This is a genomic window from Clostridium fungisolvens, assembly GCF_014193895.1.
Taxonomy (GTDB): domain Bacteria; phylum Bacillota; class Clostridia; order Clostridiales; family Clostridiaceae; genus Clostridium_AR; species Clostridium_AR fungisolvens.
Genome location: NZ_BLZR01000001.1, coordinates 5,038,820 through 5,053,474, shown reverse-complemented (window position 1 = coordinate 5,053,474; position 14,655 = coordinate 5,038,820). Strand labels below are relative to the sequence as shown.

Here is a 14,655-nt window from a genome sequence, read left to right as displayed (position 1 = left end):
TCATCATCTCAAGTTGTTGTCAATACTTTTTTAAAAGTTTCTTTCAACCACCGTGACGACTTCTACAAGTTTATCATCTTATTGATTACTTGTCAAGATATTTGTTGAGATTTTTTAGATCTCTTTGTCGCAGTTGCGTTAGCGACAAGGACTATATTAACATATACAAAGTGGTAAGTTTATAAAAAAACATCCAATTTGCAACTATAACTATAGTCTCCTACAAAATACTACAAAATTCAACTTATATCTGCACAGGACACGCCTGGCAACGATTATTGTTTATTATATGTGCAAACTAGCAAAAATATACACTTTTCTAAAAATGTTAACCAAAATACGAGCTACCTATTTCATATTGTAAACACGTCTTTTGTACATAAAGGAAGTTTTATTTTTTATAATTAACTGAAAGACGAGATGAGGCTATATTCTAGCTATAATACAAAATCGTAAGTCATTTATATTCACCACAAAAAAACTACCTAACAATAACAGTTAGGTAGCATCTTACATGAAAAAACTTATAATCTCCTTTATTTCAATGCCTCTTCATATAATTTATTAGCATAATCCCAATTAACTACACTCCACCATGACCCAACATAATCTGGTCTTCTATTTTGGTATTTTAGATAATATGCATGCTCCCAAACGTCTAAAGCCAATACCGGTTTAAAACCATCACTTACTGGAGTATCTTGGTTTGCAGTGGATAATACCTCTAACTCCTTGTTGTTATTAACCACCAGCCAAGCCCAACCACTACCAAATCTTGTGGCCGCTGCTTTTGCAAATAATTCCTTGAAGGAATCAAAGTTTCCAAACTTCGCAGTTATAGCTTCAGCTAAAGCTCCTTTTATCTCTCCTCCTTTAGGAGAAAGCAACTTCCAAAATAGCGAGTGGTTATAGTGTCCACCCCCATTATTCCTAACCGCTGTCCTTATATCAGTAGGTAAATCTTCTAAATTCCTAACTAACTCCTCAACTGTTTTGTCTTGAAGTTCTGGATATGCTTCAAGAACAGCGTTCAAATTATTTACATATGTTGCATGATGCTTTGAATGATGTATTGTCATTGTCATTTCATCTATATATGGCTCTAATGCGTTATATTCATACTCTAAACTTGGTAATTCATGTTTCATTTTCTTATACCTCCAAAATCTTTATTTCTATAATTTTATGTTATCACTATTGATAACAATAATCAATATTAAATAATAAAATATTTTATCTATTTTTACTCTTCATTAGCTTATATTAACTAAAAGAAATTTTATAAAAAAAAGAGATCTAGCATTAATAAAAGCTAAATCTCTTCTTTAATATGTAGCATATATTTAACTATATGTATTTTAATTCTACTTTTCTTCTATCTCTCTTAACTGTTGCTCTATAAGTCCTAAAACATACTCTCTATCTTTTTCATTGTTTTCGAAATCTAATCCGTCAACATTTATCTTAAGTATAGGTGACACATCATAACTATAGAAATACTTCCTATATTCTTCATTAAGTTTCTCCCAGTATGCTCTTTCAACTACTTGCTCGTAGTCTCTTCCTCTTTTCTTTATTCTTGACATAGCTTCATCTACTGAAACTTCTAAGTACACCATTAACTTAGGAGGTTGAACATGTTCAAGCATGTTCTCTAGCAGTTCCTTATATAAATCAAATTCCTCTACAGACATTTCCCCTTTATCACAAAGCATCTTTGCAAATATAACATCGCCATAAATACTTCTATCCATAACAGAATTGGCTATCGATGAAGCTTCTTTTATATGTTTAAATCTTTTATTTAAAAAGAAAACTTGCAAAGGAAAAGAGTACCTCTCTCTATCGTAATAAAACTTTTCTAAAATAGGGTTGTCCACAACCGGTTCTTCAAAAGATACATAACCTCTTTTTGCTATCAACCCCATCAATGTACTCTTTCCAACTCCTACTACTCCATCAACAACTATCATGTCCCAAACTCCTTTTCTATCTATTCTTTTAAGAATCTCTTCATATAAATTATCACTCTGGTAAGGCAAGCCAAACTCCTCCTTAAGGCAAATCCAATGAACTAAAATGGAAACCTATATATTATTCACTTTATAAAAGGTTATGTGATCTCTCCATTCACCATTTATAAAAAGATATTTTTCATTCAAACCAAGCTTATTAAAACCACATTTGAGTAAAACACTTTGAGATTTCATGTTATCAACTAAAGTAGACGCTTCTAATCTATGAAGTCCCATGTCATTAAAGCAATAGTCTATAACTAACTTTACAGCTTCTTGCATATAGCCCATCCCACAATGTTTCTCATCCATAGAGTATCCTAATATACCACTTTTAAATACTCCTAATACGATATTAGAAAGTTTTATCTTCCCTATAAGATTATCATTTAAAAATATACCAAAATCAATGCTAGTACCACTCATGAATTGTTTATAACTCTCAAGCAATATAGATAATTGTGTCTCATAAGTATAAAAACTTCTATCTCTAGAAGGCTCAAAAGTCTCAAGATGTTTTTCATTTCTTATATAATATTCTAAAAGCTGCGACGTATGCTCTGGTGTAAGATTTCTTAGTTCTATTCTTTTGCTTTTAAGTTTTAACAAAGTTATATTTTGATAGTTTCTGAAATCATTTAGTGTTATACCAAATAGCAATTCATCTTTATAATAATCATTTTGCAATAAATTATTAGACAATACTCCTTCAAGAATAAATCCTAAATTAAAAAACGGAGATATATTAGAGCTTTCACTTACTAAAACATTAATTTTATATATTTTCTTACCTTTAAAGATACCTTCTAAGGATTGTTCCAATGCTCGTTTCATCATCTGATAATTATCATTTCTGTAAAACTTAAATCTTATAGTTGCCCTTTTATTTTCAGTATCCCACTCAATAGTATTAAACCTACCAACAGTTATACCGTTATAATCCTTTATTATATAGTCTTTATCAGTGCCTCTTATTAGTTCTATACATATATTTTTCCTCTCAGCCATAAAGTCCATCCCCTGATTAATTAATTTTATCAAGTATTAAGTTTTATAGATATAGCACCTTAAACTATACCCATGAGTTCAAGATATATGTATCATTACAATATTAATACATATTTTCAAACTTCCTTTTCTTTATCTTAGGAGAGTTTTAAAAAGTAAAGCTACACCTAAACAATCTTATTAATTATAACATAAATATGCTGGTTGTTTATAGGAAACTTTAAGTAAATTAACTGTGAAAAAGTTACCAAACCATAAAAAACGGCAATACTACTATTGATATTTCCTTTACATTGTGTTTATACTATTTTATGTATTTCGGTAGTTTTAAGGAAGGCTTATGGTGATGTAATGAATAAACAAAGTATTACTAAAATAAAATTATTTTTGATGGGAATAAGCAATAGATTCTTAGAAGATTCAAGCACATTTAAAAATATATATGTAACTTATACTGCAGGATTAAAGGAATTCAAAGGCAATGGCGGCTTTGAAGATGGAAAAATAAAGTATAATTTCAATGGTAAAACCGAACTTTTTGGCGTTTTAGATCTTTTTGAAAGAATAAGCTCTGAATGTGAGAATTATGAGACAGTTACAATCCTTTATAGAGAACGTGGTACTGACATAGTTATAACTGGAGACAACAAAAACGTAAAAATGAATAATACTGAAGTAAAAGAAAGTTCCCCTCTTGCTATAAAAAAACAAGAGTCTTCAGATCATAATATTAACGAAACATCTACCTTATTAAATAGAAATTATTTAATTAAAGTTGGAAAAGCAGATTCCTTGCTCAAAGAGATAGGTATAATGTCTCAATCGGGTAAAATAAAAAATGATAAGATAAGAAAATATAATCAAATAGATCATTATGTTGAAATTTTAGAAGCAACCTTAGATTCACTTCCTAAAAATGAAGTCTTAACTATATTAGATTGTGGATGTGGAAAATCATATCTTACTTTTGTTCTTAATTATTATCTAACAGAAGTAAAAAAGAGAAAGTGCCACTTCATAGGATTAGATATCTCTGAAGGAGTTATTAATAGTTCAAAAAAAATGGCACAAAACTTAGGTTACAGAAACATGGAATTTCATGCTATAGACATAAAGAAATTCAATCCAAGCAGAAAGATTCACATGGTTATATCTCTTCACGCATGTGACACTGCCACTGATATGGCTATTGCACTAGGAATCAAGGTAAATAGTGATTCAATTATAGCAGTTCCTTGCTGTCATAGAGAGCTCCTAAACCAGTACGATTATGAACCTTTCAAGAGCATATTTAAACATGGAATATTAAAAGCTAGAATGGCTGACGCCTTAACAGATGGTATGAGAAGCATGATGTTAGAAAGCAAAGGATATAATGTTTCCATTGTTGAATATATCTCTCCATTAGAGACACCTAAAAATTTAATGATAAGAGCAATTAGAACAGGAAAAGAAAAACCTGAGCTCATGGATGAATATATATCTTTAATGGCAGCATTCAATGCTTACCCTGCTCTTTATCAATTTTTAAATGAAGGCTGGGAAGCTTAAATTACTCAATTGTAAACTAAATATAATAAAGAAATCGCTGAAACCAACTTCTTCAGCGATTTCTTTGCATGTACCTTTCCGAATTTATATGAGGAAACTTATAGGCTGATAAGCTTTATATTTTTGATGCTTGACAAAAGGTAATATTATTAGGAAAATTATAATAATCATTTAGAGAGACAACCAAAATGCTAACATTTAAATCATCATGTATATTATAAGTATATCAAGGAAAACACATTATAGTGATCTCACTATAACATTTTAGGAGGTGCACGATGTTCAAAAAACTTAGAAAAAAAACATTTAATATTGTACTAGCCTTCCTAGTATTCACCTCTTTTGGATGCTACATAAGTTACAAGATTATAAAAGATAAAGAGACCCCAAAAATAACAAAAATTTTACCGTCAAGCTCAAATACTAAATTATCATTTATTACTGAGGAAAGTATAATAGATAAAATACAGAAAGTTTCAAAGTTAGTAGTAGTTGAAGTGGATCTTAATGAAAAGATGGTGATCGATAATAGTTGGGGTGACTGGGATATTTTTAAAAAGCTTCAGAGAGTAGATTATTATGGTAAGGGTTCTTACTCTATTGATTTATCTTCACTTGATAGCTCTAAGGTTAAAATAGACAAGCTAAACAAAGAAATTACTATTCACTTACCTAAGCCAGCAGCTAATACTCCAACTATAGATTATGATAAGACGACCTTTGAATCAACAGAAAAAGGATTACTTCGTTTTGGTGATATAAAATTGACTAAGGATGAAAGTGCTGTAATTGATAAAGAAGTGATATCACGAATGGATACTAAATTAAAAGAAACAACGCTCTATGATGAAGCTATAAAAAATGGCCAAGATACAGTACAAGGCTTAATTAAACCAATTGTCGATGATAACGTGAAAATTAATATCATTTTTGAATAAACTAAAGTATTTCCAGGAAATAATCGCAAAAAACTTCTAAAGCCATTTAAATATATAGGATTGACAGGTATAAAAACTTTATACTTTACTATACATCAAGAAATAAGCTGACGGGATAGACTATCCTGTCAGCTTATTTTTATGCTTATATATACTCTTCTATTAGATCATTAACAACTTGAGAAGCTATAATCATTCCTGCAACTGGCGGAACAAAAGATACACTTCCAGGTATCTGCCTCTTTACTGCACATTTTTTACTTCCACCTGTACATACACAGCCTTCTTTACAAGTCACTACTTCATCCATTCTTGGTTTTCTTGGAACTTCTTCTGAGTAGACAACTTTTAGTTTCTTTACTCCTCTTTTTCTAAGTTCATATCTCATTACCTTAGCCAAAGGACAAACTTTAGTTTTGTATATGTCAGTAACTTTGAATTGAGTTGGATCAAGCTTATTACCTGTCCCCATACAACTCATAATTTTTATATTGTTATTTTCACAGTATATTGCTAAAGCTATCTTTGCTGATACAGTATCAATTGCATCAACTACGTAATCAACATCTTGTGTTATTATCTCTGATATATTTTCTTCTGTCACAAATACTTGATGTGTTATAATTTCACACTGTCTGTTTATTTCTCCAATTCTTTCCTTCATCACATCAACTTTGTTCTTACTTATTGTTTTATATGTAGCGTGTACTTGTCTATTAAGATTAGTCAAACATACTGTATCATCATCAATAAGCACTAAGGTTCCTACTCCCGCTCTTGCTAATGCCTCTGCAGTAAAGCTACCTACTCCACCTATACCAAATACAACTACCTTACTATCTCTTAATTTTTGTAATGCCTCTTTTCCTATAAGGAGTTCTGTTCTTGATAATGAATGCTGTAGCATTAATATTACTCTCCTTTTCAACAAATCTATATTCATTAGTAAACATTGTATTAAACACTCTGTTCATCTTTTTTATTCTTAAAACAACTCATATAATAATATACCATAAATCTTATCGCTTCAATAGGTAAATAATGATTATCACCAAATATATTTTCCATTAATCCTGTACCTATTTTACATAAATTGTATTTTATGCTAGTATAATGATTATACTTTGTGATAATTGAGGTGCCATATGAAACTTAGAAAATTAATTATATTTAATCCACTAATTGATTTAGAAGAAGAATTATTGGATTCAAAAAAAATAGGAATTTTAAAAGCAATATGGATTGCTTTGTTATTCTCTCTAATTATACCTGTAGTAGTACAATTTATATTATTGATTGCCTGTGCCATCGTAGGAGCAAGCTTATCCTCATATGGAGGTATCAATAGCATAACCTCTGCTTCTAAATCAGAATACTTTTTTTTAATATCCTCTATATTTACTTTAGTGGCAACAATCTTTGTGATGTGCAGATTCTTTGCGATAAAAACTAATTTAGCTTTTCCAGAAAGAAAATTCAATAAATCCGACATAATAGGAATCATCTGCTTAATACTAGGATTTAGATTATTATTTTCCGGCTCATTAAATCATGTAGTAAGCTTAATACCTCTTCCTAAATCTATAGAGGATGCCTTTAATAATATATTTCAAAATCCTCTTATAGGACTTATCACTGCTATTGTAATAGCTCCAATTCAAGAAGAATTCGTAAATAGAGGCATAATATTAAATGGCCTCTCAAAAAAATACTCTTCAAAGGTAGCTTTAATTGTATCTTCGCTAATATTTGCTTCTATGCATATGAACTTACCTCAAGGTATTAACGCCTTCCTTCTTGGTCTCATACTAGGTTATATTTATCTAAAAACAAAGTCTATATTCTTATCCATGATGTGTCACTCTATAAATAATATACTTGCTTTCATGCCTGATATAGACAGTTTGTCTAATATATATTTATTAGTATCTCTATCAATAGTAGTTGTAGTGCTTGGTGCAGTCCTATTTAAAATTGGATTAAAAAGATTAGATTTAAAGAATAGACAAATTTATTTTGACACATTAAGAAAAGATAATACTTATGATGATGAATTCAATATTAATATATAAGACTTTAATTGAGAAATTTCATCAGATTAAGTATAATTAAAATTATCAATTTATATGGAGGCTTTCGCAATGACTATAGGAATTATTGGTGCAATGACTGAAGAACTTGAGATTCTTCTAAAGGATATGAATTTAGAAAACACTGAAAAGAAGGCAAATATGACTTTTCACCGTGGACAATTATGGGGCAAGAATGTAGTTGCTGTGGTTTGTGGCATAGGTAAAGTTAATGCTGCTGTATGTACGCAAATACTAATTAGTGAATATAAAGTCAATATGGTTATAAACGTTGGTGTTGCAGGTGGTATAGGTAAAGATATCTACCCTGGAGATGTAGTTATAGGTAACTCTCTAGTTCAACATGATATGGATACTACTATTTTTGGCGATAAACCTGGGCAAATACCAAGAATGGATACCTTTGATTTTAAATGCGATGAAAAACTTGTAGCTATAGCTCAAGAGGCTTGCAAATCACTTCCGGAGATAAATACATTTACCGGAAGAATAGTATCTGGAGATCAATTCATAGCAAGTTTAGAAAAAATCCAATGGCTTGCAAAAGAGTTTGATGCATCTGCATGTGAAATGGAAGGCGGAAGTATAGCACATGTAGCTTATTTAAATCATGTTCCATTTGTGGTTATAAGATCTATATCAGATAATGCCAACAATGGAGCTCATATGGATTATGAAAAGTTTATTCCTATTGGAGTAAAAAACTCAACATCTATATTAAAAGCTATGATAGAAAGAATCTAGTATTAAAATATATTACATAACTCAAAATCCCCTCCTGTTTTTAACAAGAGGGGATTTTCATTAGCACTGATATCTTCATATATTATTAATCATTTCTAGAGTTTCTAGTGTAACCATTAATTTTACATGTTAAAAATTATAGGTGCAGTATTATTAAACAATTATAACTTAAGCTTAGATACAAAAATCCTATACTCTATTTAGTTAATATAACCTTCTTTTCGTCACTATTTAAGTTTTCCTTAATAATCTTAAGTTTAACCTTATTATCCTCATCACCTTTAATGCAGTATACTAAAGTATCGTCATCAATAAATGCACCTATGTAATTATTGACGTAAACATCTTTCATAACTTTTGATCCTGCCGTGTGTATACTGAACACCTGCTTACCATTATCAGTACTAACCTTGCTAATATATCTATTTCCACTTGGCGATATGGAATTTTTAAAATCATCTAGAATATTTACATCACCATTATAACTGTAGCTTTGTAAAGTATTTATATTAACTATTACTCCACTATTGCTTTTATCCTTTTTAGTTATTAAAAATGGACTATCTGATTTATCATAAATATATTCTCTTTTACCTAAGTTCATTATATTTACCAGCTTATCGTTACTATAATCATACTTATAAAGTTCTGTATTCTTTTCATTATCATAGCATAGTGCATATATATAATTATTATATGCAAACAGCCTATACGGTTTTATATTTTCAACAGTTCTGTCAGCAGGTAACAATCTATTGTTTGATGTTATTATTATCCCCTCATCGGTAACATAATTTATTGAATAGTTATTTTCATTTCCAACATAACTAATTTTCTCATTGTCACTATTAAATAAATAGATATCTTTGTTAATCTGTAGGCATAAATACACATCATTGCTTGACCAAACTGCATTGATAGAAGCGCCACTTATATCAATATTGATTTTTAGTATTCTATTTTTTATAATATTCACTATATATAAATTAGAATGCTTCGAATCAGGCAGTAACATAAAGTTTTTAGTTGAACTTAGTAAATATTTATTTTTATTATGTAAATCAAACTCATTTGCCTTCATATAAAATTGTACATTATTCTCTAGTGAAGAATATACTACATCACCGTTATACAGAACTAGTTTATCTTTATCTAATTCAATAAGAGTAGTATTCTGATCTTGATGTCTACTCATCTCAGTTTTAGCATCTATTGGCTTTACGATATAATTAACAGTCTTGTCTTCATCCTCAATTATTAAACCTGTTAAAGCATCTGACTTGGACTTTATATTATAGCTGTTTGAAATAGCTTCATCTTTTTTATCTATAGCCAAACTCTTATTAGCTTTAGTAGCATTGTTATGAAATTTATATGTTGAGAAGGAGGGAATTAATACAATTAAAGTCATTATTGCAGCAATAGATAAAACTGAAATCAAAAATTTATCCTTATTAATTCTTATAAAGTTAATAGTCTTTGTGGATTTTCTATTGTACTTATCCAAATCTATAGAGTTCATTATAGATTCTTTTCTACTGAAATATTGGATTTGATCATTCTCAATCTCTCTAAATAATCCAATTTTTATATGAGCCATCTTATCATAATAATCCTTACAATCTTTACAATTTCTTATATGATCTTCTAAACTCGACTTATCAACATCACTCACTTGATTTTCTAACATATCTATAACGCTATTTCTGAATTTTTGACAATCCAAGACTACCACCTCCTTTAAGATTCCTATCTAGATAAACTTCATATTTATCATACAATCTATAGTACCGTTTCTTCACTGTAGATTCATTCATCCCCATCATACTTGATATATCCCTAAAACTTACATCAGGGTGGGCATAACGTAAATATAATATCTGCTTATCTATAATGTCTAGTTTTTTTATAAAATCTTCTATTGAATCTAATGTTTCCTTATATTCTACTACCTCCTGAGGCGATTTCTCTCTAGAAAGTGAATCTTTAATGTTATCAATTGCGATTTCACGATTTTTAGTTATCTTTCTCAAATAGTCAATAGACTTATTATGTGCTATAGAATATATCCAAGTAGAGAACTTATTAGCATTATTATAGGTGTATAACTTATTATACACTGATATAAAGGTCTCTTGGCATAAATCCTCAGCCATAGTTCTATCCCCTATAAAACTATATATGTACTTTAAAATAGGAATTTCATATTTATCAATAATATATTCAAAATATAATGCTTCGCCTTGTAAAACACGTTCTACTATATCTTTATCTTCCAAACCTTTTCACCACCCAAAAAGATGTAAGTTACAAATATTCCAATATTATACTAACACAAAAGATATTTGAAGGCGATAACCATTTGTCCGCAAAAAAAGACTTGTGAGAATTAATACTCTACAAGTCTTTCCTATTTACTCTTAATATCAATAGATGAATTACTTCATGGCTTAACTTACATTTTACAAATAAAACCTACTTCAATTTATGAATAAATAATCCGCTTCTTAGCTTTGGTTCAAACCATGTAGATTTTGGAGGCATAACTTCTCCTTTATCTGCTATACTCATTACTTCATCAATTGAAGTTGGATACATTGAAAATGCTACTTTCATATCAGATGAAGCTCTTTTTTCTAATTCATCCAGACCTCTTATGCCACCAACAAAATCTATCCTCTTGTCACTCCTAGGATCTATTATCCCCAATATAGGTGATAATAAATTGTCTTGGAGTATAGATACATCTAAGCTTTTTACAGGATCTAAGTTATCAAAACTATCTTCCTTAGCCTCTAACTTGAACCACTGTCCATCAAGAAACATTCCAAAGGTATGCTTTTGTTCTGGTTTATACTTTTCACCTTTTTCTTGAGGTGTTATATAAAAGCTTTCACTTATCTTATCTAGAAATTCAGCATTTGTTAATCCGTTTAAATCTTTTACTACTCTATTATAGTCCATAATTTTTAAATCAGACTCTGGAAATAATACTGCGAGAAAAAAGTTAAACTCTTCTTTCCCGCTAAAATCCTTACAGCCATCTCTTCTCATTAATCCCACTTTTACAGCAGAAGCTGCTCTGTGATGTCCATCTGCTATATAAAGATAATCAACTCTATTAAAGTATTCACTTAGAGAGTCTATAGTACTTTTATCGTCTACTTTCCATACAACATGTCCTACCCCATCTTCAGATATAAAATCACACTCTGGATTTTTCTTAATCCAATTGTTTATTATACTTGAGATGTTTTCATTATCCCTATAAGTTAAAAATATAGGACCTGTATTTGCATCGCAGTAATCAACATGTTTTATTCTATCTTGCTCTTTATCAGGCCTTGTAAACTCATGTTTCTTTATAACATTATTAATGTAATCATCTATAGAAACACAAGAAACTAAACCAATTTGACTTCTCCCATTCATTGTTTGTTTATATATATAGAGACAATCGTCATTATCTTGAATAAAAACTTTGCTTTCTTCCATCCTATCCAAGACTTCTTTAGCTTTTTTATACACAGCCTCATCATATATATCCACAGATGAATCTAAGTTTATCTCAGCTTTATCCACATGAAGAAAGGAATATTTATTTTTCTGTACTATTTCTCTAGCTTCATCAGAGTTCATAACATCATATGGAAGTGCAGCAACTTTTGCAGCTAGTTCCGGCATTGGTCTAACTGCTTTAAAAGGTCTTACTATAGCCATTTTTATCCTCCTCATTGTAAACAGATTCCTAGTATATTAGCTGTAAAGTTTTTATTTATTATAATTAAAACTTTATACCCCTTAAGCTAGAAAAACACCCAATTTCATAAAGCCAATTTAAAATATAACCGAATGAACATTGGCATAATCTAAGCTTTGAAATTGGGTATTCATCTTAATAAATCTTATTTATGAAAGAAATCTCCTATAATTTCAACAATTTCGTTACCTATTCTTGTCTGAGCTTCTCTAGTAGCTGCACCTATATGCGGAGTAGCACTAACTCTAGGATGGTTTACTAACTCCTTATTTCTTGTAGGTTCTTCTTCAAATACATCTATACCTGCACCCGCTATCTTCCCACTATTTAGTGCATCAAGTAAAGCAGCCTCATCAACAACCTTACCTCTTGCACAATTAATTATATAAGTTCCATCTTTCATTAATTCAAATTCTTTTTTAGCTATTAAAGGACCCTTTGAGCTATCAAACGGAACATGAAGAGTTATAAAATCTGACTCTTTTAAAAGTTCATCAAAATCTCTATATCCATATTCATATTTTTCAAGATCATTTAATTCACCTAGTCCATCAAAATATAGAACATTCATACCTAAGCAGCAGGCTCTCTTAGCAACTTCTCTTCCGATTCTACCCATACCTACTATTCCTAAGGTTTTTCCACTTAGTTCTATGCCTTCATATTTCTTTTTATTCCACTCTAAGTTTCTCATTGTTACATTTGATATATTTATAAACCTTGCAAGTGCAAACATATGAGCTATAGTAAGCTCTGCTACTGAAGCTGAACTTGCATTGGGTGTATTCATTACCTGAATTCCATTTTCTAAAGCGTAGGAAACATCTATATTATCTACTCCTACTCCACCTCTAATAATGGCCTTCAACCTTCCAGTCTTACTGGCCTTATCTATTATTCTCTTATTTATCTTAGTAGCTGACCTAACAACCACTACATCAAACTCTCTTAGTATTACACCAAGTTCTTCTGGTACATAGTGCTCTTCTACTACTTCAAAACCTAAATCTCTAAGTTTTAAAATAGCTTCTTTTTCTAGTCCATCTGTCACCAATACTCTATACATTTCACTTTCCCCCTCATATAAAAACAATAATTATTCAAGTCCTAAGATTTGATTAATATTAAATAAAAGTTCTTTGATATCATCTACACTGCAATCCGCCATATGAGCTATTCTAAAAGTCTTATCTTTAAGCTTTCCATATCCATTAGATAATTGAAAACCTCTATTGCCTAGCTCTTTGTTAAGTGCTCCAATATCAATACCTCTTGTGTTAGTTATATTAGTCACGGTATCTGACCAATAACCTTCTTCAGGGAAAATGTTAAAATATTTTTTCGCCCACTCTCTAACTATATTTGCCATTTCTAAATGTCTACTAAATCTATTTTCAATACCTTCTTCATTTACTATATAATTTAGTTCATAATCTAAAGCAAACATATGAGATAATGATGGTGTTGATGGATATTGATAATCCTTTTTCTGTATATATTTATAAATTGCTAATAAATCTAGATAAGTGCCTCTAAAAGGAACCTTTTCAGCTCTTTCTTTAGCCTTGTTTGAGAATGTGCACACTGCGAGTCCCGGAGGCAAGCCCAATGCCTTTTGACTTGAAGTTATGCAAATATCTATACCTAATTTATCAACTTCTATTTTTGTACCACCAGCTGAGCTTACTGTATCTACACAGAAAACCACTTCTGGGTACTTCTTCACTACCTTTGAAATTTCTTCTAAATTGTTCATTAGTCCAGTTGATGTTTCATTATGAGTAATAGCTATTAAGTCATACTCACCTGTAGAAAGTACTTCTTCTACAACTTCTGCCTTTATAGCTTTGCCCCACTCAACCTGAAATTTATCTGCAGGCACATTATTGTGTAAAGCCATTTCATACCATCTATCTCCAAAAGCCCCACAGGAGAAGACAGCTGCTTTCTTTAATGTGCATGATCTTATGGCGCCCTCCATAAGTCCGCTACCTGAACTAGTAGAAAGTAATATCTCACTTTCTGTATAAAAAAGTTTTTTAAGATTGTTACTTATCCTTCTTTGAAGCTCTGAAGCTTCCTTTCCTCTATGACCTATTAAAGGTTTTGCCATTTGTTCTAAAACTTCCTGTCTTACCTCTACTGGTCCGGGAATAAATAATTTTTTGTGCATAAAGACACCCCCAAAATAAATTATATACTCCCATGTGTTATTATAAATTCTATCATTTTCAAAATATTTATACAATAATCTTTTAAAAAAACAACTGTTTATATAATAATCTATTAAAAAATTTGCTTAATGTTAATGAAAATGTCTACAAATACAAATATTTTTATCATTTGTTAAAAATTCACTTTTAAAAACGAAACACTTCACTCCGAAATCTATTTTCAAAACTCCTCTAGGTTCTGAGAGGAGAATTTGAAAATATAAATTTAATTATGAAGTGATTCATCAGTAACCACCTTATCAATTAACCATATATTAAATATAGGCTGTGTTTTAACATTGCATTGAAATTAAGGTATCACTCCTCCGATACTGT

13 protein-coding genes are annotated in these 14,655 nt (G+C 30.2%); 4 read left to right on the top strand and 9 right to left on the bottom strand.

Features of this window, described 5'->3' with window-relative positions:
- Positions 1-536: 536 nt before the first annotated feature.
- The 3 genes from bsdtw1_RS22445 to bsdtw1_RS22435 form a co-directional block, all read right to left on the bottom strand.
- Positions 537-1,148 carry a superoxide dismutase gene (locus bsdtw1_RS22445; RefSeq protein ID WP_183279684.1) on the bottom strand — a complete coding sequence of 204 codons (612 nt, stop codon included), beginning with the start codon at positions 1,146-1,148 and terminating at the stop codon, positions 537-539.
- Positions 1,149-1,364: 216 nt separating this feature from the next.
- Positions 1,365-1,973 (bottom strand): deoxynucleoside kinase, encoded by a 609-nt coding sequence (locus bsdtw1_RS22440; protein WP_183279886.1) that lies wholly within the window; start codon positions 1,971-1,973, stop codon positions 1,365-1,367.
- Positions 1,974-2,087: 114 nt separating this feature from the next.
- Positions 2,088-3,023: a GNAT family N-acetyltransferase gene (locus tag bsdtw1_RS22435; RefSeq protein ID WP_183279683.1), complete on the bottom strand. Its 936-nt coding sequence runs from the start codon at positions 3,021-3,023 to the stop codon at positions 2,088-2,090.
- A 351-nt stretch (positions 3,024-3,374) separates the two neighbouring features.
- On the opposite strand from bsdtw1_RS22435, the gene bsdtw1_RS22430 reads away from it, so the two are divergent.
- A complete protein-coding gene (locus bsdtw1_RS22430; protein WP_183279682.1) occupies positions 3,375-4,574 on the top strand; it encodes a class I SAM-dependent methyltransferase in 1,200 nt (399 codons plus the stop codon).
- Between the two features lie 278 nt (positions 4,575-4,852).
- Positions 4,853-5,512 (top strand): DUF4230 domain-containing protein, encoded by a 660-nt coding sequence (locus bsdtw1_RS22425; RefSeq protein ID WP_183279681.1) that lies wholly within the window; start codon positions 4,853-4,855, stop codon positions 5,510-5,512.
- A gap of 145 nt (positions 5,513-5,657) precedes the next feature.
- Here bsdtw1_RS22425 and bsdtw1_RS22420 read toward each other — a convergent pair whose 3' ends face one another.
- On the bottom strand, positions 5,658-6,419 hold the full coding sequence (locus tag bsdtw1_RS22420; protein WP_183279680.1) for a tRNA threonylcarbamoyladenosine dehydratase: 762 nt from the start codon (positions 6,417-6,419) through the stop codon (positions 5,658-5,660).
- 238 nt (positions 6,420-6,657) lie between these two features.
- Between bsdtw1_RS22420 and bsdtw1_RS22415 the strand changes: the two genes are divergently transcribed.
- Both bsdtw1_RS22415 and bsdtw1_RS22410 read left to right on the top strand, forming a co-directional pair.
- Entirely contained in the window at positions 6,658-7,584 is a 927-nt protein-coding gene (locus bsdtw1_RS22415) for a CPBP family intramembrane glutamic endopeptidase (protein ID WP_183279679.1), read from the top strand.
- Between the two features lie 69 nt (positions 7,585-7,653).
- A complete protein-coding gene (locus bsdtw1_RS22410; protein WP_183279678.1) occupies positions 7,654-8,346 on the top strand; it encodes a 5'-methylthioadenosine/adenosylhomocysteine nucleosidase in 693 nt (230 codons plus the stop codon).
- A gap of 196 nt (positions 8,347-8,542) precedes the next feature.
- On the opposite strand, the gene bsdtw1_RS22405 is transcribed toward bsdtw1_RS22410, so the two are convergent.
- From bsdtw1_RS22405 to bsdtw1_RS22385, 5 genes are all read right to left on the bottom strand, one after another.
- Positions 8,543-10,072, bottom strand: a complete 1,530-nt coding sequence (locus tag bsdtw1_RS22405; protein ID WP_183279677.1) for a hypothetical protein — start codon at positions 10,070-10,072, stop codon at positions 8,543-8,545.
- Complete coding sequence (locus bsdtw1_RS22400) at positions 10,047-10,625, bottom strand: RNA polymerase sigma factor (protein WP_183279676.1); 579 nt, start codon at positions 10,623-10,625, stop codon at positions 10,047-10,049. The genes bsdtw1_RS22405 and bsdtw1_RS22400 overlap by 26 nt, the downstream gene beginning before the upstream one ends.
- 196 nt (positions 10,626-10,821) lie before the next feature.
- Positions 10,822-12,066 (bottom strand): DUF1015 domain-containing protein, encoded by a 1,245-nt coding sequence (locus bsdtw1_RS22395; protein WP_183279675.1) that lies wholly within the window; start codon positions 12,064-12,066, stop codon positions 10,822-10,824.
- Positions 12,067-12,251: 185 nt separating this feature from the next.
- A complete protein-coding gene (locus bsdtw1_RS22390; RefSeq protein ID WP_183279674.1) occupies positions 12,252-13,172 on the bottom strand; it encodes a D-2-hydroxyacid dehydrogenase in 921 nt (306 codons plus the stop codon).
- Positions 13,173-13,202: 30 nt separating this feature from the next.
- Positions 13,203-14,279 (bottom strand): pyridoxal-phosphate-dependent aminotransferase family protein, encoded by a 1,077-nt coding sequence (locus bsdtw1_RS22385; RefSeq protein ID WP_183279673.1) that lies wholly within the window; start codon positions 14,277-14,279, stop codon positions 13,203-13,205.
- Positions 14,280-14,655 lie beyond the last annotated feature (376 nt).